Origin of the sequence: Methylocystis sp. (assembly GCF_050251305.1) — a bacterium.
Taxonomy (GTDB): Bacteria; Pseudomonadota; Alphaproteobacteria; order Rhizobiales; family Beijerinckiaceae; genus Methylocystis.
In genome coordinates this window covers 35,776-42,024 of sequence record NZ_JBFWNB010000027.1, presented here as the reverse complement: position 1 = coordinate 42,024, position 6,249 = coordinate 35,776, and the positions used below count along the sequence as shown (strand labels likewise).

Here is a 6,249-nt window from a genome sequence, read left to right as displayed (position 1 = left end):
TATATATATACATGATCATTACACATAATTGGATAGATTGGCAGTATTTTTTTGATGGACCAAGCTTCAAGCAAATTGTTTTTGGTTTTATATTTGGAAATTTCTTATCTTATTGGCTTATGCGTGCAATACGCGCTGATCAGTATAAAATAAAGCAGAACAGTTTCGTGCATATTGCGCGCCAAGTCGAAAATAATGAACGTGATATAGGAGATGATATACAGCATCATGATGATATAGATACGCAGAAATTTGGGATTTACAGTGAAATAGTTATGCTTGTCCTGTTGATGGGCGTTTTCCTTGTCGGAGTGCTAGATGAAGAAACGATAGCCAGGATTGCTCGCTTGGGAGGCAACGTCAAACTTCCTGGAGGGCTCGAATTTGCTTTCGGCCGAAATGAAAGCCGATCCAGCGAGACTTCGGTCGCCCAGCTCGTGCCCCCTGCGAACGCGCAGAATTCCTATGCGCCGCCGAGCGTGTCTCAAGGATTGCAGAGTCTGGCGGAGCTGGGTCACTCTATGCGCAGAGACGCGCTAATTTACGCGCTTGGAAAGCATTTTGTCGTAGAAAATCATAGTAATATTGTAAAAGACCAGGTTCAAAATAAAGAACAGCCGCCTGAAGCTCAGTTATTTTCTCGCCTAGCCAAACATATAAATCTCGCAGATGAGGTTTTTGCTAAACTGGCGTCCTGCCTGATGGAAGAAAATAATCAAAATCTGGACTATATAAGCTCAGGTGACAAAATCCTTCCAATAGCAAAAAAACTTAATGAATCCATACGTATGATGGTAAAGATCGATCATGAAGATATAGAAGAAGCATTCCCAGAATGCGAAGTTAATAGAAATACAATTGAATCTCAAGTAGGAAAATCTGCTATAAATATAGTTGATAAAAATAACAAAAAAGCGATTCAAAATGGCATTAAATACATCGTTGATGCGAATAAAGCTGCTGAGATGATCGATGTCAGCTCCTCTGATTCCCCGTATGCGTGGATCGCGGCGGCAAATATATTTGAGTATAATCATAGATATGTAGCGGCAATCGCTTTATTGGAAAACTGGCTGAAGACCAGAAAAGGCAAAATTAAAGATGAGGCTTTAGCGGAAGTTTTTGAAGTCCGTGTTCGTAGCCTAATTAGTGGCTACCTGTATGAATGGATGAATTATCAGCCAATAGCAAAAACGCAGGCAGTTCTCGAGCTTTATCGCAGGAACTTGGAAAAAACAATATTGTTATTGGATAACATTATATATAATACGTTTTCTGCAGAAAATATTGAAAAGCCTGCAATTTTTGGAGCCAGGCATCAAGGAAGAAACACATTGGCGACCAACTGGGTTTGCGGGAATCATAGGGATGGTTGGGCGTGGAGCGACGTGGTTAGCATACCAGGTAAAAAGGATTTACCTCCGCAGCGCATGAAGCTTAGTCTTATATCTTCCCTGCTCAGTATGAAACAATCTTGGATCAATGCTGTTTTGGATGGAGCCGACTACAACGACTATCGGAACAGGGCGCGGGAATACGCTCAAGAACTGAGAGATGCTGACGTTAGTTGCATGGGGATTGTGGGGGCGAATGCTGAGGAAGATCGCAAGGGAGAGAATTACGTACGGGTGTTACGCGCGCAAAATCTCGACGCCTACGCAAGGGTGACGCGCGTTAATGCAAATCTGTTGCAGGATGCTGCTGCGAGGAAATCCCAGTTGAGCGGCGGGCTATCCGCGGCCGAGGAGGGGCTGGAGCTTGCAAAAGAAATCGCCGAACGTGACCGCAACAGGCGGAGATCTGATCAATCTGACAAGGGAATTTCGTTCACGACGTCGGGCACATCAGCAATCGAAGTAGTCGAACGCCTCGGCGAGGTCATTCGGCGGACCAACACGGATTTAGGAAGACTCTGACCGGCGAGGAGGCGTTCCGGCGAATTTCCTCGGAACGCCGGAATTCAACGGCCCGGCGCTAGGGCCCCGATGGGCCGCCCGCCACCGCGACTGCAACCTGCACGATCAATGCGGCCGTCGTATATAAGGCCAAAACCAGCTTGTTCATGACTCTGCCTCCGAAGTTTGCACAACTTAGAGTAGAGCCGTAACGGCGCCCGCGCAAGCGAATTAGCACAGGAAAGCCGAGACTTAAGCGGGTTCTGTTTCCCGCGCTGCGCCTTTGCGCTGCGCATCAATGCTGTAGTCAATCAGCCGTCCGATCCGCGTTAGCGTAAACAGGCCGAAGGGCGCGAGCGGGCGGCGCTCGACAAGCTTCATCTGCGGGTTGCGGTCGATCCAGTCGCCGATGATCGACCATGGAAACTGCGGCCGCCAGCCGAGTTTGGGCGCCATATGGCGGTCGAGCCAGGCCTCGAACAGCGCAATGGCGTCGTCCTTGCCGCTCACATGATTGACGAGGACGATTTCGCCGCCCGGCCGCAGAACGCGGGCGAGTTCGTCGAGCATGGCTTGCGGCTCGGGAACGACCGTCAGAACATATGGCGCCACGACGCAGCCGAAACTCGCGTCGGCGAAGGCCATTCGCGTCGCGTCCATCTTCACGAGGCCGGCGACATTGCCGAGCCGCTCGCGGCGCACCCGCTGCGCCGCGCGGCGCAGCATCGGCTCCGAAAGATCGACGCCGACGACTTGCGCCTTTGTGGCGAACATCGGCAATTCCAGACCCGTGCCGACGCCGACGTCGAGAATCGGGCCGCCCGCATTGGACGCGGCGGCGGCGGCGGCGCGACGGCCGGGCTTCAACAGAATGTCGAACGTCAGATCATAAATCGGCGCCCAGCGCGCATAGGCGGCTTCGACATTGCCGTTGTCCAGCGTTTCGACTTCGCGCAAAAAATTTCGTGCTTCGCTCATCGAGGCGCCCTTCGCGCTTCTGCGGCGCGCAGGGGCGGCGCCTTTGATGCCAATGTCATTGCCGCGGGCTCGATCGCGGCGATAAATCCCCCGCCGAGCACGCGCGCTTCGTTTTCGTCCGCGTCATAAAACACGCAGGCCTGCCCGGGCGAGACCCCGAACTCGCTCGACGCGAAGACCACCAGGGCTTCGCCGTCGTCGCTGGCGATCAGCCGCGCCGGAACAGGCGGCCGCGTCGAGCGCACGCGCGCCATGATGTCGAGGCCTTCAGGCGGCAGGGAGGCGAGCGTTCCCTCGCCGATCCAGTTGACGTCGCGCAGCTTCACCGCGCGCGTCTCCAGCGCCTCGCGCGGGCCGACGACGACCTGGGCCTTGGCCGCGTCAAGCCGCAGCACATAGAGCGGCTCCGCGTCCCGGCCGGCGACCTTCGCGCCCAGGCCGAGCCCGCGCCGCTGCCCGATCGTATAATGGATCACTCCGGCGTGCCGCCCGAGCACGCGGCCGTCGAGATGCACGATGTCGCCCGGCACGACCGACGAGGGCGCAAGCTTTTCGACGACGTCGGTGTAGCGCCCGGTCGGCACGAAGCAGATGTCCTGGCTGTCCGGCTTATCGGCGACTTCGAGACCGAAGCGGCGGGCCATGTCGCGAACTTCGGCCTTGGCGTAGTCTCCGAGCGGAAAGCGCAGCATCCGCAGCTGCTCGCGCGTCGTCGCAAACAGAAAATAGCTCTGGTCGCGCGACGCGTCCTTGGCGCGGTACAGCGCCCGCCCGCCGCGCCCGTCGTCGCGCGCCGAAATATAATGACCGGTCGCGAGCGCATGCGCGCCGAGGTCCTTCGCGGTCTCCATGAGATCGGCGAATTTGATGAACTGATTGCAGGCGACGCAGGGGACCGGCGTTTCGCCGCTGGCGTAGCTCGCGGCGAATTCGTCGATCACCTTCTCGCGAAACTTGCTCTCGTAATCGAGAACGAAGTGCGGAATGCCGAGCCGCGCGGCGACGCTGCGCGCATCGTGGATGTCGCGCCCGGCGCAGCAGGCGCCCTTGCGGTGCGTCGCCTCGCCGTGATCGTAGAGCTGCATCGTCACGCCAACGACATCGTAGCCCTGTTCTTTCAGCAGGGCGGCGACCACGCTCGAATCGACGCCGCCCGACATGGCGACGACGATTCGCGTCTCGCGCGGCGAGGAAGGCTGCGGCGCATGATCCGATACGCTATTCGTCATGAACGGAAGCGACGCCTGTCTGTACGCAATGGGCGAGATGGGTGAAGGCGCAATCCAAACGCCCGGCCACCGCGCATCGGTGAGGCCGCTGTCTCCATTTAGAGCATTACCTATCCAAGAGGCAATCCTGTCTAAGTTTTAAGCCGGAGGGAGCGGCCATCGTCGCGTCATATTGTTCAGAGCCGCCATCGCTGCTATGACGCCGCGGCGTTTAAGGCGCGGGGATGGACTGAATGGCGGCGATGAAACTCCTGGCGGGCAATTCCAACAGGCCGCTGGCGGAGGCGATCGCAGCGCATCTTGGCGTTCCGCTCTGCCGCGCCCAGGTTCGGCGCTTCGCCGACCAGGAGATCTGGGTCGAAATCCTGGAGAATGTGCGGGGGCAGGACGCGTTCGTAATCCAGTCCACGTCCGCGCCGGCCAACGATCACCTAATGGAGCTGCTGATCATGACCGACGCGCTGCGCCGCGCCTCCGCGCGTCGCATCACGGCGGTCATTCCCTATTTCGGCTATGCCCGGCAGGACCGCAAACAGGGGCCGCGCACGCCGATTTCAGCCAAGCTTGTCAGTAATCTGATCACGCGGGCGGGAGCGGACCGCGTTCTGACCGTGGATCTGCACGCCGGCCAGGTCCAGGGCTTCTTCGACATTCCGACGGACAATCTTTTCGCCGCCCCGGTCATGGTGGTGGACATCAAGTCGCACCTCGAGCTCAAAAACGTCATGGTCGTCTCGCCGGACGTCGGCGGCGTCGTCCGCGCCCGGGCGCTGGCGAAACGCATCGACGCGCCGCTCGCGATCGTCGACAAGCGCCGTGAGCGCGCCGGCGAGTCCGAAGTCATGAACATCATCGGCGACGTCAATGGGCACAATTGCATTCTCATCGACGACATCGTGGATTCGGGCGGGACGCTGTGCAACGCCGCCGAAGCCCTGCTGGCGGCGGGCGCCGGCTCCGTATACGCCTACATCACGCATGGGGTGCTGTCGGGCGCCGCGGCCGAACGCATCGCCAACTCCAAGCTGAAGCAGCTCGTGGTCACCGACACGATCCGCGCCACGGCCGCCGTCGAAGCCGCGCCGAATATCCGCGTCATTCCGATCGGCCATCTGATCGGCGAGGCCATCGCGCGAACGGCGCGCGAAGAGAGCGTCTCGAGCCTGTTTGATTGATCGCCGCCGCGACCGGCGCGAACCGCCGGTCAGCCGCCGGCTTCTTGCAGCGCCATGAGCGACTCGGGCAACACCTGTCCGCCGTCGATCACGAGCGTCTGACCGGTGATGTAGCCGGCTTCGTCGCTGGCGAAAAACAGCGCGGCGTAGGCGATGTCCTCGACGCTCCCGAGCCGGCGTTGCGGCACGGAAGCGGCCATGTTCGCCAGATAGTCTTCGCCGAGTTCGTCGAGCCCTTCGGTGCGTATGTTGCCGGGCAGGAGGGCGTTGATGGTGACGCCGAGCGGCGTCAGTTCCAGCGCCGCCGTGCGCATGAAGCCGAGTTGGCCGGCCTTGCTCGCCGCGTAATGGCTCCATCCGGGATAGCCTGTGATCGGCCCGGTGATGGAGGAGGTGAGCACGATCCGACCTCGCCCGCTTGTCGCCAGCGCCGGCGCGCAGGCCCGCACGCAGAGAAACGCGCCGGCTAGGTTGGTGGACTGCACCTCGTTCCATTGCTCCAGCGTCATCTCCATCATGCGGGCGGCAGGATAGACGCCGGCGTTGGCGCAGAGAATGTCGATGCCGCCATGCCGCTCCACGGCTGCGGCGGCCATGCGTTCGACCTCGTCGGGATTGCTGACGTCGGCGGCGAAACCGCTGGCCCGTCCGCCCTCGGCGCGTGTGGCGGCCGCCGTCGCCTCGGCCTGCGCGAGGTCGCGGCTGACCACCAGCACCTGCGCGCCTTTGGCCGCGAACACACGGGCGACGCCGCGTCCGATGCCGCGGCTGCCGCCGGTGACGATGACCGAACGATCGGCGATGGAGGTGAGCATTGGACGGCGTCTCTTTGCGGGGGGCTTGAAACGAGCGGTTCTGGGAAGGCGGGCGCGGCCTGCGCGCGTCCGCGAATAATTATCATGCGCCTGGCGTCAGACTGGACGCCGACCGAGGAATGCGCGAGCGGAACGAGTGGCCGAAAGCCGAAAATGT

At 59.5% G+C, this 6,249-nt stretch carries 5 protein-coding genes; 2 read left to right on the top strand and 3 right to left on the bottom strand.

From position 1 onward, the window contains the following. Window positions 1–1,916: hypothetical protein (locus tag AB7F41_RS10695; RefSeq protein ID WP_428406574.1), on the top strand; the 1,916-nt coding region annotated here is incomplete at its 5' end. Window positions 1,917–2,147: 231 nt separating this feature from the next. Here the strand turns inward: AB7F41_RS10695 and AB7F41_RS10690 are convergent. Both AB7F41_RS10690 and mnmA read right to left on the bottom strand, forming a co-directional pair. Then, the gene (locus AB7F41_RS10690; protein WP_428381772.1) at window positions 2,148–2,873 is read right to left on the bottom strand and encodes a class I SAM-dependent methyltransferase; all 726 of its coding nucleotides are present in this window, start codon (window positions 2,871–2,873) and stop codon (window positions 2,148–2,150) included. Continuing rightward, window positions 2,870–4,102, bottom strand: coding sequence for a tRNA 2-thiouridine(34) synthase MnmA (gene mnmA / locus AB7F41_RS10685; RefSeq protein ID WP_428381774.1), 1,233 nt, complete (start codon window positions 4,100–4,102; stop codon window positions 2,870–2,872). The genes AB7F41_RS10690 and mnmA overlap by 4 nt, the downstream gene beginning before the upstream one ends. Window positions 4,103–4,344: 242 nt before the next feature. Here mnmA and AB7F41_RS10680 point away from each other — a divergent pair, with 242 nt between their 5' ends. Beyond that, complete coding sequence (locus AB7F41_RS10680) at window positions 4,345–5,277, top strand: ribose-phosphate pyrophosphokinase (RefSeq protein WP_428381898.1); 933 nt, start codon at window positions 4,345–4,347, stop codon at window positions 5,275–5,277. 29 nt (window positions 5,278–5,306) lie between these two features. On the opposite strand, the gene fabG is transcribed toward AB7F41_RS10680, so the two are convergent. Then, window positions 5,307–6,092, bottom strand: coding sequence for a 3-oxoacyl-ACP reductase FabG (gene fabG, locus AB7F41_RS10675; RefSeq protein ID WP_428381775.1), 786 nt, complete (start codon window positions 6,090–6,092; stop codon window positions 5,307–5,309). Window positions 6,093–6,249: the final 157 nt, after the last annotated feature.